The organism is Pseudooceanicola nitratireducens (assembly GCF_900109195.1).
GTDB classification, from domain to species: domain Bacteria; phylum Pseudomonadota; class Alphaproteobacteria; order Rhodobacterales; family Rhodobacteraceae; genus Pseudooceanicola; species Pseudooceanicola nitratireducens.
This window is the reverse complement of record NZ_FNZG01000013.1, coordinates 1-18,255: the sequence shown is the minus strand read 5'-3', so window position 1 is coordinate 18,255 and position 18,255 is coordinate 1. Positions and strand designations below refer to the sequence as shown.

Sequence of the window (18,255 nt, the reverse complement as noted above, 5' to 3'; positions counted from 1 at the left end):
ATGCAACATGTAAATGTCATTTTGGAGACGCGGGGATCGGCGGCCTGGTTGCGCCAGTGCGGCGCACGCCAGGTTGACGACGCAAACGTGGCAATTGCCGAAAATGGTGGTGGGTTGATCGGGATCGAAGGGGCTGTGGCCTCGATTCTGATTCTGGCGCGATAGGAGAGCAGGATGTTCAAGACCGAAGAACAGACAATGGCCTGCGATATGCTGCGCCGCTTCCTCGAAATTGATACAAAGGACTAACCATGAATTCCTATGCCACGCCTATCGTCCCTGACACCTCCATCGACGATCTCAAGGCGCTTTTCACCTGCCAGAAAGCCGCCTCCAATGCCAACCCCTACCCGTCCTACGAAGAACGGTGCGGCAATGTCGAAAAGCTGCTGAAACTGACCGAGAAACACAAGCACGACATTTGTAATGTCATCGACAAGGATTTCGGCAACCGCTCGGTGCGCGAAACCACGCTGAGCGATTTGTTCCTTGTCATCCAGGGCGCCAAACATGCCCGCCGTCACCTGCGCAAATGGATGCGCCCGCGCCGGGTGGGCACAAGCCTGCATTCGCTGCCGGCCACATGCAAGGTGGTGCCGCAGCCCCTAGGAGTGATCGGTAATATCGCTCCCTGGAACTATCCCTATGCCATCGCGCTTCTTCCGGCGGTGCATGCGCTGGCCGCAGGCAACCGTATGATGATCAAGCCCAGCGAGGTCACGGTACATACAACCGAACTTCTGGGCAATCTCGTTTCCGACAATTTTGACGAGGACCTGTTGGCCGTCGTCACCGGCGGGGCCGAGCTGGGCAATGCGTTTGCCGAACTGCCTTTTGACCACCTGATCTTTACGGGGTCCACCGCCGTGGGGCGCAAGATCGCCCAGGCCGCGGCACCCAACCTGACGCCTGTCACGCTGGAACTGGGGGGCAAGAGCCCCGCGATCATCGACCATTCCTATAATCCGGCCAAGGCGGTCAGCTCGATCCTGCGCGGCAAGGTGCTGAACTGTGGCCAGACCTGCATCGGAGTGGACTACGTCTTTGTGCCCACCGAAAAGCTTGATGGGTTCGTCGGGGATATGAAGAAGGGCTTTACCAAGTTCTTTCCCAACCTCGATGGCAACGTAGACTACACTACGATCGTTTCGGACCGCCATTACGACCGGCTGCGCAATCTGGTCACCGATGCCCGTGACAAGGGGGCAAAGGTGGTGACGGTCAACCCCGATGGTGGCGAGGGCAATACCAACAACCGGATTCTGCCGCTGAATATGGTGATTAACCCCAGCGACGACATGGCAGTGATGCAGGAGGAAGTGTTCGGCCCGGTTCTCTCAATCAAGACCTATGACAGCCTGGATGAGGTCACGGGCTATATCAACAGCCATGACCGTCCGTTGGCGCTCTATTGGTTTGGCCATGACCGCGCCCGTGAAAAACACATGCTGCAAAACACCTGGGCCGGGGGGATGTGCGTCAACGAAACCCTGTTCCACGTGTTCCAGGAAAAGTTGCCCTTCGGCGGCATTGGGGCCAGCGGCATGGGCACCCATACCGGCAAGGCTGGGTTTGACAGTTTCAGCGCCCACAAGCCGGTCTTCCGGCAGGCGCGGCTGAACTCGGCCAACCTTCTGAATCCGCCCTACAGCAGGCTCACCGACACGCTCTTGGCGGTCATGAAGAAAATCGTCTGACACAGACACAAAAAATGGTAACAGGGAGAGTAACAATGGCAGATTATGTAGTCATTGGTGGAGGATCTTCGGGAGGAGTGGTTGCCGCGCGGCTATCCGAGGATCCGAACACTACCGTCACGCTTCTCGAGGCAGGGGGTCCGGGTAACTCGAAATTCGTTTCGATTCCCGGCATGTTCGCCGGGCTGATCCAGAACTACAAAATCAACAAGCTGAACTGGCGCTTCAACACCACGCCGCAGAAAAATCTTAACAACCGCGCGCTTTATAACCCGCGCGGCAAGATGCTGGGCGGTTCGTCCGGCATGAACGGCATGGTCTATATCCGTGGCGAATCCGGCGACTATGACCGCTGGTCCGAACTCGGCAACGAAGGCTGGAGCTATGACGAGGTGCTGCCCTATTTCCGCAAGGCCGAAAACAACGAACGCGGTGCGGATGACTATCACGGCGACAGCGGTCCCTTGCATGTCAGCAACGGCGATGCCTCGTTTGATTTCTACAACGCCTTCCTCGCCTCGGGCGAGAAGCTGGAATACCCCAAGACCCCGGATTTTAACGGCGCCAATCGCGAAGGGCTGGGCATCTACCAGTTCACCACCAAGAACGGCGAACGCGCCTCGGTCAAGTTCTGCTATCTCGACCCGATCACGGACCGCAAGAACTTGGATATCCAGGTTAAGGCCACGGTGCGCCGGATCGTCATGGAAGACGGGCGCGCGGTGGCCGTCGAATACGACCAGGGCGGCGAAACCAAGCGGGTCGGGGTGAACAAGGAGGTCATCGTCAGCGGCGGGGCCTTCGGCTCGCCGCAAGTCCTGATGCTCTCGGGCATCGGACCCCGGGCCGAGTTGGAGAAACATGGCATCAAGGTGCAGCATGAATTGCCCGGCGTGGGCGAAAACCTGCATGACCACCCGGACGTGATGTTCGTGTTCAAATCTAAGAAACGCACCGGAATTTCCCTTGGCCCACTGGGCACGCTCAAGAACCTTGGTGCCTTCTACCAGTATTTCACCAGGCGCAAAGGTTGGCTCGCCAATCCGCCCACAGCGGCGGGTGGCTTCCTGCGGTCCGAGCCGGGTAAGAACAACCCGGATTTCCAACTTCACATGGTGCCGTTGCCCTATCGCAACCATGCCCATGACTACATGTCGATGATCAAGTGGGGCTTTACCATGATTGTCAATATCGGCCACCCGCGCAGCCGGGGGCGTTTGACGCTCAAGAACGCCAACCCGGGGTCCGAGCCCAATATCGACCTGAACCTGCTGGATCACGCCGATGACCTGAAGGACATGCGCAATGCCTTCAAGGTGACGCAGGACATCCTGCACGGCTCACCGCTGAAGGATATGATCGCCAAGCCGCTTTACCCAAAGCGTTATCTCAATACCGATGCCGAGATCGACGACTACCTGCGCGCCGAGGTCAACCATGCGTATCACCCGGTCGGCACCTGCAAGATGGGCCGCGACGACATGGCCGTGGTCGATGCGCGGCTCAAGGTCAAGGGACTGGCCAATGTGCGTGTCGCCGATGCCTCAATCATGCCCGAGATCATCAACGGCAACACCAATGCCACCTGTATCATGATCGGTGAAAAAGCCGCCGACATGATTAAGGAGGACGCAGCCGCAACCTGATCAATTCGCCCGCAAAGCCAAGGATGCCGAGCATCAGCAGAAGCTGAAGCGCTGGGCGTTGCTGGATACGGCCGCGCACGAGTTCACCACCAAGAGGTATTCGGAAACGTCAATTGGCGAATTGGCCGACCTGTTCGATGTTTCCAAGCCTGCCCTCTGTTACTATGTGAAGAACAAGGAAGACATCCTGCTGCAGTGCACAATCGAATCTCCTTCTCGAAGGTGCGCAATAAAGCAACCGAACTCGTCCGTCACGTCCTGCAAGCGGATTCCGTCATACCGCGAGGTCGCCATGTCAGCGACGCGCAACAGATTGGCAGCTTTTGAGAAAGTCCATTTGACAGCCTCGTATCCGGTTTGCATTTGTAGCAACATCGCGGCATGACAATCTCTGTCATGCTGGCACATTGAAATTAACCAGCACACCCGGGAATCGACTTTCAGTTTTCGAGAGTCCATATCCTGAAGCGCCCCTGCCCTGTCACCTCGCGGATCAAACCGCTTTCTTCCATCCACGCCAGATTGCGTTGAATGGCGGCGCGACTGGCTCCGGTCACGGATTCAGCCATTGGGGCAGAGACCAATGGCCACTGAGAGAAAGCTTTACGCAAGGCGACCGGCGTGCGACCCGACAAATGCGCCATGACGTTTTCTGCCCGACCCGTCCACGCTTCAATATCGTCAAGTGTTCGCATCGCCGTCAGAATTGCGCTGTTCATCCCATCCAACCAGCGTGCCAAGCGTTCGGTTGGCAAACCCGAGACACGCAGCCCCCCTGCCCCGCCCATAGCGAGCGGTGCGAAGATGGCGCCGCTTCCGTCGCTGGCCGCGACCCTGGACGCGGTGACGGCGGCTTCCATCTGGTCGCCGTGCTGTCCGAGGCCCGCCAGGCTCCAGAGATGAAAGCCCATGCAAGCCCGCGTGATTGGATGTAAGTCGCCCGCAGCCGCCATGACGTCCAGCCATCCGCCCGCGCGATCTTCGAAACGCTCAGCACTGTCTTCAATGTTCTCGGGATCGCGGCGATCCAGGAAGGCGGCCAAGTCACCGTTTGGTCCGGGACCGCCTGTCAGGCGTCGAACAGCCCATCCAACTCTTGCCAGGGCATTTGGGTCATCCTGTGCACCTGACAGCCGCATCGATATCCAGAGCGCCAGACGATCAGAACTCACCCGATCCCCTGCGAACCAGCTGAGGTCCGCCGCCTCGATAAGAGCGAGGCGATGCCGCCAGCCTTCCGGGCCACGCAGCAGCCGGTCATCCAGAGCTCCTAAGCGTCCAGCCACTTTTGCCAGTCGCGCAGCGTGAACGCCTTCTGCCTTTGCCCAGTCGTCGATGACAGCAGTGTCTGGCGGTTCTGCCCGTGGCCCGGGAAGCAAATCATCCGGTTCTTCCTCGAGTGGCCCAGGCAGAAACCAGAGATCCTCTTCGTGAGCCTCTTCATCCTCCTCGATTGTGATGAAGGGGTCATCGAAATCATCAGTCAAAGCGTATACTTGGGGCTTCATATGTGCAAAATACTAATCTTTTGGACATTACCCAAGTGATTTTGTGGCGGTTGCCGACGCTCTTTATATAGTACGCGCACGCGACTGCCGGTGGAACCTCTCAGATCGCGTTCAGCGCAAGGAAACCAAGGGTTTTTGGACGAGCACGACGAGAGAGCACTTACTTGCATTCGTTTACAAACGGTCGATTGCTGACGTGTTTCGCAATTGCAAAGAGCCAGAGAAAGGGAAGCCCGTGTGCCGGGCTTGAAAGGAAAGAGAGAGCCTCTTCCGGGTCCGGCGCGACAAGGATCCTGACCATGGCCAAGACCAAAACCACGACGCGTTCGAAACCCGCCACCTCAAAGAAAACCGAAACCGCCGGATCGGCTGCGCCTGACGGCGCCGCCGACATCCGGATGATCCCGCTCGACCAGCTGGAGCCGAGCCAACTCAACGTCCGCAAAGTCGCCGCGAGCGCTAGCGACGACGCCGAACTCCTCGCCAGCATCCGCGAGACAGGCATCAAACAGAACCTAGTGGTTCATGCGCTGTCAGAGACACGTTTTGCTGTTGACGCCGGTGGCCGTCGCCTCAAATCGCTGAAACAGCTGGCCGAGGACGGTGTGATCCCCGCAGACCACCCGGTGCCCTGCCTCGTCGAGGACGAACGCAACGCCATCCTCACCTCCGCCACAGAAAACCTTCAGCGCGCAGCCATGCATCCGGCGGACCAGTTCGAAGCTTTCGACAAGATGATTGGCGAAGGGCGCAGCGAGGACGAAATTGCGCTGAAATTCGGTGTCTCCGTCGACCTGGTACGCCGTCGGCTGAAACTCGCCCGTGTCGCGCCCGAAATCATCGAGCGATTTCGCGCGGGGGATCTGACCCTCGAATGCGTGATGGCGTTTACGCTGACCGACGACCACGATCGGCAACTGGCGGTCTGGAACGCGGTGAAGGGCGGCTATCACATCCACCCGCAAAGCATCAAACGCCAACTGACCGAGACCGCGCATTCTGCGAACTCGGCCTTGGGGCGTTTCGTCGGCATCGAAGCCTATGAGGCGGCGGGAGGCGTTCTGCTGCGCGACCTCTTCGACGATCGCGCCAGCGCCCATATGGAAAACCCTGAGCTCCTCGAGCGTCTCGCCATCGAGAAGCTGCAGGCCGCGGCCAAACCCTTTGAAGGGACATGGAAATGGGTCGAGGTGCATCTCTCTGTGGATTACGGGGCGTTTCGCAGTTTCGGGCGTGTCTATCCGCAGGATATCGAACCCGATCCCGATCTGCTCGCCGAGGAAGAGCATCTCATCGCCCGCGAAGAGGAATTGGCGGCGCAGAATGACGGCGAGGATTGGACCGACGCCGAGACCGAAGAATACTACGCCATCGAGCCGCGTTTGCGCGAGATCGAAGCCCTGCAGCGCGAGCGGCAACCTTTCGCGGACGCAGATCGCGCCATTGCGGGCGTGGTTCTGACCATCGGTCATGACGGTGCGCTACGTGTCGAGAAAGGCCTGGTGCGGCCAGAAGATATCCCTGCTGCGGCCATGCCGGACGAAGATAGTGCTGATGCGGGTGATGCCTCCTCCCCCGCCCGCCCACATGTGACGCCGCCGACGTCCTCCACGCCAGTGCCGACCTCTGACCCCGCGGCCACGTTGCGCAAGGCGGACGGCATTTCGGCGAGCCTGGCGGATGATCTGCGTGCCACGCGCCAGCACATCCTCAGGGCGCATCTGGCGGCTGATTTCGAGGTGGCCTTCGATGCGATGCTCTACGCGCTCTGCGAACAGGCTTTGGGGCGGTCCTACGGCAACGAGGCACTCGACATCTCGATCCGGCCCTTCCAGGCGCAAGACCGCGAAGTGCTGCACGCGGACACCGTCGCCCAAAAAATGCTCGAGGCGCTGGAACAAGACCTCGCCACGGACTGGATGAAGCTTCAGAAACCCGAGGACTTCCGGACGATGTCGGCGTTGCCCATTGCGGACAAGCAGGCGCTTTTCGCCTGGGCGACGGGTCTCGCGGTCAAACCCCAGCTTTCCTCCGACAATCGTCCTTCCCCGATCATCGAGGAGATCGGCGCGCGGCTCGATGTTGATGTGGCTGCCTGCTGGCGCCCGACTGCCCAAAACTACTGGGGTCGGGTCAACAAGGGGCATGCGGTGGCCACGGCGCGCAAGCTGATCGGTGACGACTACGCCGAGGATCGCAATCGCGAACGCAAGGGCGATATCGCGGCCGCGATGGAGCGGGCGTTCGCAGAAGCGGCGAGCGAGACGGAAGGTTTCGACGCCGCGACGGTTGCAAAGACGACGCGGTGGCTGCCCGACGGGATGGTGTTTGCCGGTGCGACGGAGGCTGGTGCCGACACGGCAGGCGCTGCGCCGGAGACCGAGGAGGGAGATCTGTCCGCCGAAGATTCTCTGAGCGACGCTGAGAGCAATGAACCGTCGTCCTTGCCCGCCTTCCTGAGCGAGGATGCGGCCTGACGCGGCGAAAACCGATCCGATCATGACCTAAGCCTTGGGCCGTCCTCGCGCAGAGGGCGGCCCTTTCCCGCTGACGGGTTTCACGCAGCCGGTGTCTGATCGGCTGGCCCGTCCCGGAGAATTCTCATGACCACCACACTCGATATCGATCCCGTCAAGGAAACCGAATTGATCGCCGGGCAAAATGATGCCTTTCGTCGCTCCATTCTCAGGACCACCCCCGTCGCCGATGCGCCGCAGGGCCAGTTTGTCATGACCCGTGGTGTTGCAGCACTAGGGCCGGACGCCCAGCTCGCTCTCACCCGCCGCGTCGCTTCGTTTGACGCGTTCAACGCTGACAGTGACCCCCATGGTTGGCACGAGATGGGGGTCATCGACTTCGACGGGACCACGACCTGGTTCAAGCTCGATTTGTACGACGTCGACTATCAATATGGCTCTCCCGAGCCATCCGATCCCGCGCAAACCCGCCGCGTCCTGACCCTGCTTCTGCCGTCAGAATACTGACGCCCCTCTTCTTCAACATCACCTCGGATCGCCCTTGCACAAAGGGCGGTCCTTTCGCGCTGGCGGGTTTCCATGGGGCGCGATGGTCGCGTTCCGCCCGCCGCAGGAGACCAGAGATGGCCAAGACACTCGACTATCAGATCACCCTCTATCCCGCGCACCGCGACGGCGCCTTCGTCGTCACACAGTTCCAGATGATGGCGAATTACCCGGAAAAGCGCATCCAGGCCGCGGGCATGGACGACCTGATCGACCAAGTGACGCAGTTCGCGATGGAGCATGGCGAGAGCTGCAGTGCCTCAGTGCGCTGCCTCGCCCCGCGCAAACCGCCGGGGTTCAAGCGCGCGACTGAGAATCTGTATTTCAACCTGGTTGACCGGACGGGTGACGAACGCGGCGACGCCGCGGCTTGAAGCCCCCCGCAGGAAACCTCCTGGGCGATCTGATGCAAAGGTCGCCCTCCCCTTCCCTCAATTCCAAAGGATCGAAGACATGACACAAGTGAATGATTTTTACGCGCAGATGCTGGAAGCCCAGAAACGCGCCGCCGAACAGAGGGTTGTGACCCGCGTGGCCCTTCTCTCCGAACTGCGTGCCGTCGGCGTGACGAAGATCGAGGTGCAATACGAAGGCTACGGCGATTCCGGCAATATCGAAGATGTCGTCGTGACGCCAGACACGATCTCTCTCTCAGAAGAGTTGCGCCGCCGGGTCGAAGATTTCGGCTGGGACTTCGCCTATGCGCTCAGCCCCGGGTTCGAGAACAACGAAGGTGGCTATGGCGAACTGACCTGGGTGCTCGCGACTGACAACATCGATGTCAGTCATTCGAACCGCTACATCGCGACCAATACCACCGAACATGAGGGGCTTTGATATGGCACATCCCCTCCACCACGCCGAAAGCTCGGCCCGAAAGTTCGGAGGTGTTCCAGATGATTACCAATATGTGCACGATTGGTTCGACTCATCTAAGGAACACCTCGCACTTTTCACCCACCGAGCACATCGGCACCACACGCTCGGGATCTTCGAAGCTGAGCGTTTGTTTGGGCGAAGCCTGACCAACAGCGCGGGCCGGGTCGTGCCGATCCGCTGGATCGGCGAACAACATGTGCGCGAAGACTGCCAAGGGCGCATCCCGTCGCTGGCCGACTGGCTTGGACGCATCCAACCGGAACCGTGGATGGCCAACGGCCGGATCGACAACGACCCGACGCAGATCGGCAGCGATCCGCGCGCGGTCTGGAGCCACGCGGTGGCAAATCACCAGACCATTCTCGGCTTCGAGGAATGGCTGCTGAAGGTCTCGGTCGAACACGTTCAGCACCGCCAGAACCGCGCCGCCGCCTGATCCGACGGGCGGCAACCTCACCAACCAACTCATCACAACCAGATCGACTCGCCTGCGCCCAATCGGCCTGGCGAGTCGATTTCGTTCCAAGAAAGGACATCGACATGCACGACCCTGTCTATGAGGAGGCCTATCACGGCCACACCATCAAGATTTTCCATGACCCCGATCCCGAAAGCCCACGGGAGTGGTCGAACCTCGGCACGCTGATCTGCTGGCATCGGAGATACCGGCTGGGCGAAAGCCACCATTTCGCAAGCCCCGAGTCGTTTCTGCGCGATCTCGCGGGTGTCTCGGATCAGTGTGATCTCTCAATGGACCAGTTGCGCGAGCGCGCCGAGCGCAAGGCGATCCTTCTGCCGGTGTTTCTCTATGACCATTCCGGCCTCGCGATGAACACCATCGGGTTCCACTGCCCGTGGGATTCCGGCCAGGCCGGTTACGTCTATGTGTTGCTTGAGGCGGTTCGGAAGGAGTTCGATGTGAAGCGCGTCACCAAGGCACTGCGGGAAAAGGCAGCCGACATCCTGCGCGCTGAAATCGTCAGCTACGACGCCTATCTTGGCGGGCGGGTCTATGGCTATGTCATCGAGCGTGACGGCGAGGAGCTCGACGCCTGCTGGGGCTTCTTCGGCGACTATGAGCTGGACTGCCTGTCCGAGGCACGAGCGTTTGTAGACCATCTCGTTTTACAGGCGAGATCCAGAGCCGTCGCCGCCGAAGAACTGGGCGCAAGCCCACCTCCGAGTTGAAATGCGTGAAGTACTCATATATGTTATTCATGCGTATTTCGGAGGTGAACATGGCAAGCACAAGCGTCACACTGGGCCCCCATTGGGACGAATTCATTGCCCTGATGTTGAAGGAAGGGCGCTACGGGTCAACCAGCGAGTTGATCCGCGCCTCCTTGCGCCTGATGGAAGAACAGGAAGGTCAGCGGGCGCGGCTTCGCGTTGCGTTGATGGAGGGCAAGCAATCCGGCGACGCTGGTCCGCTCGATATGGATGCGATCAAGCGCGAGGCGCGGAGCCGCTCCGGCGCTTCTGATGCGTGACATCCATCTCTCTGAAGCGGCTAAATCCGATCTCGTCGATATCTGGGTCGAGACAGACCGACAGTGGGGCGCGGCGCAGGCGGACCGCTATCTCTACGACATCGAGCGTGCCCTGAAGGGGCTGATCGCCAATCCTCAAATGGGGTCGGACTGCTCCGATCTCCTGCAGGGTGCGCGTAAACTGATCACGGGCCGGCACCTCGTGTTCTATGAGGTGGACCCGGACAGGATATTTGTGATCCGGATCCTGCATCAATCGATGGACGTGCCTCGCCATCTGCGGCCGTCCTGACGCAGGGCAAATTCGCACCAGGGCTTTGCCATGAAAGAGCGAGAGACAGGGCGGGAGGGGTGACCCCTCCCGGGTGCGAGAGTGCGCGCGGGGCCTGGGGCCAACCCTCAACTCCGGAGATTGCCGATGAACGCTCACCCCCATTCCGTCCCGCTTGCATGTCTTTCAGAGGCCCCTGCCCTGCCCGAGGCTGCAGGCGTTGCTCAAAACCTGATGCAGGCTGCAAATGCCCTCGTCCCTTTGTTCGAGGCTGGCAAACCCATTGACGCCGCCGCTGTTCGCGCCGTGATGGAGGAGGCCTTCGGTGCCAGCGACACGAGCGGCGCCTGGGTTTGGAAGGACGCCTACGAGGCCGTCGAGGTTGCGCAAATCCTGATGCTCGCGCGCTATGGCGCGCTGATGCAGCGCCAGGCGGCCTCGCCGCAGGCCTTCCTCACCATGATCGAGCGGCTGGCCAGTCTGGCGCCCTCGCACACACGGCGTTCTGAAGATAGCGTCCGCCTGCAACAATTTTCGACCCCCCTGCCCCTTGCGGCGATTGTCGCGCAGGCGGCGGGGTTTCGCGAGGGCGACCTGGTGCTCGAGCCATCCGCTGGCACCGGCATGCTGGCGATCTTCGCCCGGACTGCAGGCGCGCGGCTTGTTCTCAATGAGCTTGCGGAAACGCGCCGTGCCTTGCTGGAACAATTGTTTCCGGATGCTGTTGTCTCGGATCACGATGCCGCCTCGATCGACGACCGTCTCGACCGCGCAATCACGCCCTCGGTCATCGTGATGAACCCGCCGTTTTCGGCTGCGAACCATGTCGAAGGTCGGTTTCGGCAGGCGACCAGTCAGCATGTTCTGTCCGCGCTGGCACGTCTTGCTCCGGGTGGGCGGCTTGTCATCATCACGGGCGAGAGCTTTCGGCCCTCCACCAAGAGTTTCCAGCCGACGTTTCAACGCATAGGCCAGAGCGCAGACGTGGTGTTTTCCGCCGCGATCGACGGCAAGGTCTTCGCGCGGCATGGGACCACGATCGACACGCGGCTGACGGTAATCGACAAGCGCGCGGCGGGCGAACGCGAGACCGCACCTGTCGAAATCGAGGCCGTCTATCATCCCATCTGCGCAACCACGGGCGATCTTCTCTCCGCAGTGCTCACCCATTGTCCCGCGCGCCGCAACCCCCCGCCCTGCCCTACCAGCGCGGCATTGTCTGTGCCGAACCGCCAGTCCCGCACCAACCTGTACGCTCTGCGTAACGCCGCCCGCAAGGAAACCCGCGCCCGCGCCGAGGAGCGCGCCCGGCATCCCTTTGATGATGTCGTGACGGCCCCGCTCGACTACCTGCCGAAAGCCTGGAGCGTACCGGGCGTCGCGCTGCAGGACACGGTTTACGAGACCTATAATCTTCAGGCGATGCGGATCGGCGGCGCAGCGGAGCACCCGACAGCACTTGTCCAATCCGCAGCCATGGCGTCTGTCCCGCCGCCCGTGCCGACCTATCGCCCAGTCTTGCCGAAGTCCCTTGTCGCTGACGGCCTCCTCTCCGCTCCGCAGCTCGAAAGCGTGATCTACGCGGGCAATGCACACGAGGCGCACCTGAAAGGCTGGTTCAAGCGCGGGGAGATCGAGGGTCAGCTTATGGCCGCGGCGGAGGGTGACGAAGGTGCCTTCCGTCTGCGCAAGGGCTGGTTCCTGGGCGATGGCACCGGCTGCGGCAAGGGGCGGCAGGTGGCGGGCATCATTCTCGACAACTGGCTCAAAGGGCGCCGCCGGGCCGTTTGGGTCTCGAAGAGCGACAAGCTCATCGAAGATGCGCGGCGCGACTGGATGGCCCTCGGGGGGCGTGAAAGCGATATCGTGCCGCTCTCGAAATTCCGCCAAGGGAGCGACATCCGCCTGCCCGAAGGCATCCTCTTCGTCACCTACGCCACGCTGCGCTCCGCCGAGCGGGAAGGCAAAGCCTCCCGTCTCGACCAGGTGACGTCCTGGCTCGGCGCAGGGTTCGACGGGGTCATCGCTTTTGATGAAAGCCACGCCATGGCCAATGCTGCTGGCGAAAAGTCCGACCGCGGCGACAAGAAGGCCTCACAGCAGGGCCTCGCTGGCCTCGCACTGCAAAACGCTGTGCCTGATGCACGCGTCCTCTATGTCTCGGCCACCGGGGCCACGGTCGTCGGCAATCTCGCCTATGCCTCCCGCCTCGGGCTCTGGGGCACTGGCGATTTCCCCTTCGTGACACGTGCAGAGTTTGTCGCCGCGATGGAGGCCGGGGGTATTGCCGCCATGGAGATGATCTCGCGCGACCTGAAGGCGCTCGGGCTATATCTGGCACGCTCGCTCTCCTACGCCGGGGTCGAATACGAGATGCTGGTGCACGACCTGACGCCCCCTCAGATCGCGATCTACGACAGCTATGCCGATGCCTACCAGATCATCCACACCAATCTTGAGGCCGCGCTTCAGGCGTCTGGCATCTCCTCCGAGACCGGCACGCTGAACGCCCAGGCAAAATCCGCCGCGCGTTCGGCCTTCGAGAGCAACAAACAGCGCTTCTTCAACCATCTCATCACCGCCATGAAATGCCCCTCGCTTATCCGCGCGATCGAGGCGGATCTGGCGGCGGGGCATTCTGCAGTGATTCAGGTCGTCTCGACCAGCGAAGCGGTGATGGAACGCCGTCTCGAGGAGATTCCGGCCTCGGACTGGGACGATCTGCAGGTCGATTTTACACCGCGTGAAAACATCATGGACTACCTGATGCACAGCTTCCCGACGCAGCTTTTCGAGCCCTACACCGACGAGAACGGCGATCTGCGGTCGCGCCCCGCCCTCGATGCTGACGGCAATCCCATCATCTGCCGCGAAGCGGAGCGGCGGCGGGACGATCTGATCGAGCACTTGGGTGCCCTCGCCCCGGTGCAGGGCGCGCTCGACCAGATCCTCTGGCATTTTGGCGGCGATGCGGTGGCCGAGGTCACGGGGCGCAAGCGGCGCATCGTGAAAACGCGCGAAGGGCGGCTCAAGGTCGAGAACCGCCCCGCCTCCTCCAACCTCGGCGAGACTCAGGCCTTTATGGATGACGCCAAACGCATCCTGATCTTCTCAGATGCAGGTGGCACCGGGCGCAGCTATCACGCCGACCTTGGGGCAAAGAACCAGCGCCTCCGGGTGCATTACCTGCTCGAGCCCGGTTGGAAGGCCGACAATGCCATCCAGGGGCTCGGGCGCACCAATCGCACCAATCAGGTGCAGCCGCCGCTGTTCCGGCCGGTGGCCACCAATGTGAAAGGCGAGAAGCGGTTCCTCTCCACCATCGCGCGCCGCCTCGACACGCTCGGGGCGATCACCAAGGGGCAACGCGAGACCGGCGGTCAGAACATGTTTCGCGCCGAGGACAACCTCGAAAGCCCTTACGCACGCGCGGCGCGGCGCCAGTTCTTCTACAAGCTGCGCGCGGGCAAGATTGACGCCTGCTCCTACGCCAAATTCCAGGAGATGACCGGGCTGACGCTCGATGACGCGGACGGCACGATGAAGGAAACCCTGCCGCCGATCCAGCAGTTCCTGAACCGCTGCCTTGCTCTGAGGATTGACGTGCAAGACGCAATTTTCGAGGCCTTCGGCGGGTTCCTCTCGGCGATCATCGAAGACGCGCGGCAGGCGGGCACGCTGGATGTCGGCCTCGAGACCCTGCGCGCGGAGAAGTTCGAGATCGTCGATCGCAAGGTCATCTTCGAGCATGAGGCGACGGGGGCGACGGCCACTGCGCTGACCGTGGAGCGCACAGACCGCAACGATCCTCTCGCCCTGCCCCGGGTCAAATCGATCTGCGCAAACACAGAGGGCGCGACGCTCTGCTGGAACACGACCTCCAAACGCGCGGCGCTGATGGTGAAGGCGCCCGCCTTCATGGACGAAGACGGTGTGCCGATCCTGCGGGTGAAACTGCTGCGGCCCATGGGAACCGAGATCCTCGCGGCCAGCGAATTTTCGACCTCGCATTGGGAGGAGATTGATGACTCGATGTTCGAACATCTCTGGCAGACCGAAGTCGCCGCCGTGCCGGAGTTCACCACCTCGAAGATCACGCTGATCTGCGGGCTGCTCCTGCCGATCTGGGATCGGCTGCCCGCTGACAACATGCGCATCTATCGCCTGCAGACCGAGGATGGGGAACGCGCCATCGGCCGTCTGGTCAGCCAGGATCAGCTTCTCAATGTCTACGCGCGCCTCGGTCTCGATTGTCAGATCGAGATGGCACCGCAGGAGGTGTTCGGCGCGGTGATGGACGCAAAGACGACCCTCAGCTTGCTCGGCGGTTACCAGTTGCGCCGGTCGCTCGTGATGGGGCAGCCGAGATGTGAGCTGATCGGCGCGTCCGGTGCGGCCCTGCCCGGTTTGAAGGCTTTGGGCTGCTTCACCGAGGTGATCCAGTGGAAGACGCGGGTGTTCATCCCGGTGGACGGCATTGACGTGCTGGCGCGCGTGCTCGGCGAGCATCCGGTTGGCGCAAACGCTGCGAATGCCGCCGCATGAACGCGCGGCGCAGCATCGCAGACCTCTCGGCCGATCTGGCAGATCGGGCCGAGAGCTTCTGCCGCCAGTATTTCCCCGAGGGGCGCAAGCAGGGCAACTATTGGCAGGTTGGCGATACCTCGGGGGCCAAAGGTCAAAGCCTCGCCATCCGGCTGCAAGCTCAAGGTGGGCGCAAGGCCGGATCCTGGGCCGACTTTGCGACGGGGCAATATGGCGATCTGATAGACCTGCTGCAGGAACGGCTTGGTTCGGTCACGCTCAAGGAAACGCTGAGGGAGGCGCAGTCCTTTCTCGGCGAGGCCCCCTGCGCTGCCGTACCTCGTGAAACCCGAAAGGCTGAGCGCCCGGATGCAGCCTCCAGCAAACGCATCGCGCGGGCGCGGAAGCTCTTTGCCGCAGGCAAGCCGGTCCTCGGCACTCTGGCGGCCACCTATTTGCAGGGGCGCGGGATCTCGCGCTTCGGTCCAGCGCTCCGCTATCACCCGCAGGTCTTCCTGCGCCACGGCGAGGACGGGCCTGATCCGCCGCACAGAGCCCCTGCCCTGCTGGCGAAGATCACGGACAATCGGGGCCAGATCACTGGCTGCGCGCGCACCTATCTCGACCCCTCCACCGGCGGTCTGGCCGCGATCGAGAACCCGAAGCGGATCCTTGGGCAGCTTCATGGCCATGCCATCCGCTTCTGGTCTGGCACCGGGCGCACTGATCTCATCGTCGGCGAAGGTCTCGAGAACACCCTTTCGGTTGGCACGGCTCTGCTTGAGTTCGACCTCGCGTCTTGTCTCACCGCCACCCATCTCGGCCTCTTCATCCCGCCGCCGGGGATCAAGCGTATCTGGATCGCGCGGGACAATGATGAAGCAGGACGCAATGCATCAAAGAGATTGCGTAACCAACTGGAATCGCGAGGAATTGCCTGTGGTGATCTCGTGCCGGCAATGGGCGATTTCAACGACGATCTGCGGGCACTTGGCAAGGATGCGCTGCGCCGGTCCCTTTTAGAGGCCATGAAAGCGCAAGGTCTGGAGATTGGGGGCGGATGACCGCCTGCCTACCCATTGATGTCCGACAGGGCAAAGGTTCCGCCGGTTCGATCTGATCCCGTTTGGACAAGGGGAGCGATGGACCAGCGGGTCGGGGCTGAGTGCCCCTCGCCCGGGCAGCAATGCGCCCGCTACCCGGAAAATTCCCCTCCCCTTTCAGGGCATTCCTCGCGGGACCAATTTTCCGGTCCGGGTCACATTCTCCGCTTCGCTCCGATCCTGACGGATGCGGCCCGGTCGCCGCCGGTCCTGACATCGCCCCATCCAAATCGGGTCAGATCAAACAGAGGAACCAGACAATGCCCCATCAGACAGACATCCAAGAGGAGACCGGCGTGACCTCCGCCATCCTCGACCACCTCGCACTTCACGGCGCAACACCGGGACCCGGCGAGACCGATCATCGCCCCCTGCCCCAACCCGACGAGGTCGAACTCGCCATGGCGACCCTCTTTGAGACCACCATCGGCCTCCTCACCGGCAGCCAGTTGGAGGACAATATTGAAGAGATGCTCTGGTCCCTCACCTCGATCTTCCATCGCCGGCTGACCCATATCCAGAAGCTTCTCGACGACAACGAATTCGAGGTCCGGGAAAGCCTCGCGATCCAGGACGGCTCTGAGGTCGCCTCGGTCGAGCTGGAACGCCTCCAGATGATCGGGCTGAAGCTCTGGGACCATCGCGACGCTTTCGAGCAGATGCGCGATCTGGCCGTGGACCATTTCTCGGCCGCCACCGGTTCGCCCTGGCTGCCCCGCACCGGATCCAAGGTCTCGCATCGGGGTCTGATCTCCGCCGTGGTGGACAGTCGGGCCTATCTCTCGGCCAAGCGCCGCAAGGAGACCGAGGTGCACTGCCCCGAAGGCACACGGATCGCTTTTTCGGGCGGCGACTATCAGGCCTACGACCTGATCTGGTCCGTCCTCGATGCCACCCTTGCGAAATACCCCGACATGGTGCTCTTGCACGGTGGCACGCCCAAAGGCGCCGAGATGATCGCGGCCCGCTGGGCAGATACCCGAGGTGTCACCCAGGTGGTCTTCAGGCCCGACTGGAAGAGCCACGGGAAGGCCGCCCCCTTCAAGCGCAATGACAAGATGCTGGAGACCATGCCCCAAGGGCTGATCGCCACCCCAGGTTCGGGTATCACAGAGAACATCGTCGACAAGGCCCGCAAGCTCGGGATCCGCATCAAGAGGATCGGGGCTTAGGCCCCGGTTCTACAATGACATCAGTCAGAGCGCCCAGTGCGGTTCGCACTTTGAGTTCGCGGAGGTGCGCAGTATTGCAGGATTTGGTCTGTCAGACTGCTGAGTGTGTGGATGAGTATTTCTAGTTTGTCGCTGTCGCGGGACTTCCAAAAGCCTCGTGACGCTCACGTCGTCCCGGGATCAGCGGGATGTTCGCCGAAAGGCGCCCCATTTCGGCCAGGAAACTGACCAATCCGACGATCGTCTTGAACTCGCGCAATTTGAAGACGCTGCGGCTCGTGACAAGCATCTTCGCGTCCTGGCCGTCCTTCGTCACCGCGTGCACGATCCACGCGCCATACCAACTGTTATGGCGCTTCTCGGCAGTCTGGTTGCAGATCACCTCGATGAGGTAGCCATCTGAGAGCAGATCGCGCAGGCCATCCTCGGTGACCACATTCTGTGTTGCGCCGTCCAACTGCTTATCCTCTTCACTCATCCCGACACGTGTCGGGATTGGAGCGGGCTCGGGCGTTTGCCTGATCTTCCGAGTCGCACACGTCGTTTGCTCAGTTTTGCGCTGCCATACGGGACATCTTCGAAGTTCGCAACGCGGCCGGGATTGAAGCTGTCGGGAAAAGATGTGCGCGTCCTCGCCTGGGCATTTCAACTTCTCCAGCCTGTGAGATCACTTTCTGCTCTAGGCCATTGGTAACTCGACCGAGGACCTCAAGACGGGCCGGTGTTGCGTTGCGACGGGTCGTGGTATGTATCGAAAGATCAGGTGTGACTGTGAAAGGATCGTTTCGGCGTTCTTAGTTGTCGGCAGTTCACCCACCTTCCTTCGCGGCCACCGCACTTCTCCCAATGTCTGAGTTGCATGACATGCTGGTCGCAGCTGTCGTCCCGTCCACAAAGGTTGTCGCCGATCTTTTTCCCCTGACCCTGCGGGTCTTTCCTCGC

At 61.4% G+C, this 18,255-nt stretch carries 16 protein-coding genes; 14 read left to right on the top strand and 2 right to left on the bottom strand.

What is annotated here, in order from left to right:
- Window positions 1-251 precede the first annotated feature (251 nt).
- The 3 genes from BMX99_RS18920 to BMX99_RS20090 are packed head-to-tail and all read left to right on the top strand — an operon-like array spanning window position 252 to window position 3,728.
- Window positions 252-1,697: a coniferyl aldehyde dehydrogenase gene (locus BMX99_RS18920; RefSeq protein ID WP_093455106.1), complete on the top strand. Its 1,446-nt coding sequence runs from the start codon at window positions 252-254 to the stop codon at window positions 1,695-1,697.
- 35 nt (window positions 1,698-1,732) lie between these two features.
- Window positions 1,733-3,343: a GMC family oxidoreductase gene (locus BMX99_RS18915; protein ID WP_093455105.1), complete on the top strand. Its 1,611-nt coding sequence runs from the start codon at window positions 1,733-1,735 to the stop codon at window positions 3,341-3,343.
- Window positions 3,344-3,401: 58 nt separating this feature from the next.
- Window positions 3,402-3,728 carry a TetR/AcrR family transcriptional regulator gene (locus tag BMX99_RS20090; protein ID WP_170848855.1) on the top strand — a complete coding sequence of 109 codons (327 nt, stop codon included), beginning with the start codon at window positions 3,402-3,404 and terminating at the stop codon, window positions 3,726-3,728.
- A 55-nt stretch (window positions 3,729-3,783) separates the two neighbouring features.
- On the opposite strand, the gene BMX99_RS18905 is transcribed toward BMX99_RS20090, so the two are convergent.
- Window positions 3,784-4,851 (bottom strand): hypothetical protein, encoded by a 1,068-nt coding sequence (locus BMX99_RS18905; RefSeq protein ID WP_093455103.1) that lies wholly within the window; start codon window positions 4,849-4,851, stop codon window positions 3,784-3,786.
- 299 nt (window positions 4,852-5,150) lie between these two features.
- Here BMX99_RS18905 and BMX99_RS18900 point away from each other — a divergent pair, with 299 nt between their 5' ends.
- The 11 genes from BMX99_RS18900 (at window position 5,151) to BMX99_RS18850 (ending at window position 17,313) form a co-directional block, all read left to right on the top strand.
- Window positions 5,151-7,328, top strand: a complete 2,178-nt coding sequence (locus tag BMX99_RS18900) for a ParB/RepB/Spo0J family partition protein (RefSeq protein WP_093455102.1) — start codon at window positions 5,151-5,153, stop codon at window positions 7,326-7,328.
- A 126-nt stretch (window positions 7,329-7,454) separates the two neighbouring features.
- Window positions 7,455-7,835, top strand: a complete 381-nt coding sequence (locus BMX99_RS18895; RefSeq protein ID WP_093455101.1) for a DUF3768 domain-containing protein — start codon at window positions 7,455-7,457, stop codon at window positions 7,833-7,835.
- Between the two features lie 116 nt (window positions 7,836-7,951).
- On the top strand, window positions 7,952-8,248 hold the full coding sequence (locus BMX99_RS18890; RefSeq protein WP_093455100.1) for a hypothetical protein: 297 nt from the start codon (window positions 7,952-7,954) through the stop codon (window positions 8,246-8,248).
- Window positions 8,249-8,327: 79 nt separating this feature from the next.
- Window positions 8,328-8,711, top strand: a complete 384-nt coding sequence (locus BMX99_RS18885; protein ID WP_093455099.1) for a DUF6878 family protein — start codon at window positions 8,328-8,330, stop codon at window positions 8,709-8,711.
- Window position 8,712: 1 nt separating this feature from the next.
- Window positions 8,713-9,189: a DUF6915 family protein gene (locus tag BMX99_RS18880; protein ID WP_093455098.1), complete on the top strand. Its 477-nt coding sequence runs from the start codon at window positions 8,713-8,715 to the stop codon at window positions 9,187-9,189.
- A 104-nt stretch (window positions 9,190-9,293) separates the two neighbouring features.
- Entirely contained in the window at window positions 9,294-9,941 is a 648-nt protein-coding gene (locus tag BMX99_RS18875; protein ID WP_093455097.1) for a hypothetical protein, read from the top strand.
- 29 nt (window positions 9,942-9,970) lie between these two features.
- Complete coding sequence (locus BMX99_RS18870) at window positions 9,971-10,243, top strand: type II toxin-antitoxin system ParD family antitoxin (protein ID WP_244525675.1); 273 nt, start codon at window positions 9,971-9,973, stop codon at window positions 10,241-10,243.
- Window positions 10,236-10,535: a type II toxin-antitoxin system RelE/ParE family toxin gene (locus BMX99_RS18865; protein ID WP_093455096.1), complete on the top strand. Its 300-nt coding sequence runs from the start codon at window positions 10,236-10,238 to the stop codon at window positions 10,533-10,535. The genes BMX99_RS18870 and BMX99_RS18865 overlap by 8 nt, the downstream gene beginning before the upstream one ends.
- A 126-nt stretch (window positions 10,536-10,661) precedes the next feature.
- Window positions 10,662-15,059 carry a strawberry notch-like NTP hydrolase domain-containing protein gene (locus tag BMX99_RS18860; RefSeq protein ID WP_093455095.1) on the top strand — a complete coding sequence of 1,466 codons (4,398 nt, stop codon included), beginning with the start codon at window positions 10,662-10,664 and terminating at the stop codon, window positions 15,057-15,059.
- Window positions 15,056-16,102, top strand: coding sequence for a DUF7146 domain-containing protein (locus BMX99_RS18855; protein WP_093455094.1), 1,047 nt, complete (start codon window positions 15,056-15,058; stop codon window positions 16,100-16,102). The genes BMX99_RS18860 and BMX99_RS18855 overlap by 4 nt, the downstream gene beginning before the upstream one ends.
- 299 nt (window positions 16,103-16,401) lie before the next feature.
- Window positions 16,402-17,313 (top strand): DUF2493 domain-containing protein, encoded by a 912-nt coding sequence (locus tag BMX99_RS18850; RefSeq protein WP_093455093.1) that lies wholly within the window; start codon window positions 16,402-16,404, stop codon window positions 17,311-17,313.
- Between the two features lie 121 nt (window positions 17,314-17,434).
- Here BMX99_RS18850 and BMX99_RS18845 read toward each other — a convergent pair whose 3' ends face one another.
- A complete protein-coding gene (locus tag BMX99_RS18845; RefSeq protein WP_093455092.1) occupies window positions 17,435-17,791 on the bottom strand; it encodes a hypothetical protein in 357 nt (118 codons plus the stop codon).
- Window positions 17,792-18,255: the final 464 nt, after the last annotated feature.

Excerpts from the sequence above, each read along its gene's own strand:
- BMX99_RS18920 (WP_093455106.1), top strand. The coding sequence starts at position 252 with ATGAATTCCTATGCCACGCCTATCGTCCCTGACACCTCCATCGACGAT.
- BMX99_RS18915 (WP_093455105.1), top strand. The coding sequence starts at position 1,733 with ATGGCAGATTATGTAGTCATTGGTGGAGGATCTTCGGGAGGAGTGGTT.
- BMX99_RS18905 (WP_093455103.1), bottom strand. The coding sequence starts at position 4,851 with ATGAAGCCCCAAGTATACGCTTTGACTGATGATTTCGATGACCCCTTC.
- BMX99_RS18900 (WP_093455102.1), top strand. The coding sequence starts at position 5,151 with ATGGCCAAGACCAAAACCACGACGCGTTCGAAACCCGCCACCTCAAAG.
- BMX99_RS18895 (WP_093455101.1), top strand. The coding sequence starts at position 7,455 with ATGACCACCACACTCGATATCGATCCCGTCAAGGAAACCGAATTGATC.
- BMX99_RS18890 (WP_093455100.1), top strand. The coding sequence starts at position 7,952 with ATGGCCAAGACACTCGACTATCAGATCACCCTCTATCCCGCGCACCGC.
- BMX99_RS18885 (WP_093455099.1), top strand. The coding sequence starts at position 8,328 with ATGACACAAGTGAATGATTTTTACGCGCAGATGCTGGAAGCCCAGAAA.
- BMX99_RS18880 (WP_093455098.1), top strand. The coding sequence starts at position 8,713 with ATGGCACATCCCCTCCACCACGCCGAAAGCTCGGCCCGAAAGTTCGGA.
- BMX99_RS18875 (WP_093455097.1), top strand. The coding sequence starts at position 9,294 with ATGCACGACCCTGTCTATGAGGAGGCCTATCACGGCCACACCATCAAG.
- BMX99_RS18870 (WP_244525675.1), top strand. The coding sequence starts at position 9,971 with ATGCGTATTTCGGAGGTGAACATGGCAAGCACAAGCGTCACACTGGGC.
- BMX99_RS18865 (WP_093455096.1), top strand. The coding sequence starts at position 10,236 with ATGCGTGACATCCATCTCTCTGAAGCGGCTAAATCCGATCTCGTCGAT.
- BMX99_RS18860 (WP_093455095.1), top strand. The coding sequence starts at position 10,662 with ATGAACGCTCACCCCCATTCCGTCCCGCTTGCATGTCTTTCAGAGGCC.
- BMX99_RS18855 (WP_093455094.1), top strand. The coding sequence starts at position 15,056 with ATGAACGCGCGGCGCAGCATCGCAGACCTCTCGGCCGATCTGGCAGAT.
- BMX99_RS18850 (WP_093455093.1), top strand. The coding sequence starts at position 16,402 with ATGCCCCATCAGACAGACATCCAAGAGGAGACCGGCGTGACCTCCGCC.
- BMX99_RS18845 (WP_093455092.1), bottom strand. The coding sequence starts at position 17,791 with ATGAGTGAAGAGGATAAGCAGTTGGACGGCGCAACACAGAATGTGGTC.